Source organism: uncultured Microbulbifer sp. (genome assembly GCF_947489355.1).
Classification (GTDB): domain Bacteria; phylum Pseudomonadota; class Gammaproteobacteria; order Pseudomonadales; family Cellvibrionaceae; genus Microbulbifer.
In genome coordinates, this window is the sequence record NZ_CANLDD010000180.1 from 1 (window position 1) to 463 (window position 463).

Sequence of the window (463 nt, forward strand, 5' to 3'; positions counted from 1 at the left end):
AGCTTTCGCCCTCGCAAAGCGGTGGATAAATACGGACGCGTTTACGTCAACTTTTCACCAGCGGTGAGTCCGGCAGCCTTGAAAGGCATGCGACAGGAAATCCGTAGTTGGCACTTGCAGTTGAAAAACGACAAGTCGCTGATGGATTTATCGCGCATGTTTAACCCGGTATTGCGGGGCTGGTGGCAGTACTACGGGCGGTTCTATCGCTCGAAGCTGGCGGGTATTGGCGAGCATCTGGATAGTTACCTGGTTCGATGGTTGATGCGCAAGTTTAAATACTTCGCAGGCCATAAAACCAGAGCGTGGCGATATCTCGATACACTGAAGCAACGTCATCCGCACGCCTTCGTGCACTGGAGTGAACGAGCAAGGGGCCGAATGATGGGAGCCGTATGACGCGAGAGTGTCACGTACGGTTCTGCGAGGGGCTGGCGGTGAGACTCCGCCGGTCTACTCACCC

The 463-nt window shown here is 55.1% G+C and carries 1 protein-coding gene; it reads left to right on the forward strand.

The window, feature by feature from the left end; all coding sequences use genetic code 11:
- Window positions 1-399 (forward strand): group II intron maturase-specific domain-containing protein (locus Q1A48_RS21365; RefSeq protein ID WP_299948896.1); only part of this gene is annotated, 399 nt, incomplete at its 5' end.
- Between the last annotated feature and the right edge of the window lie 64 nt (window positions 400-463).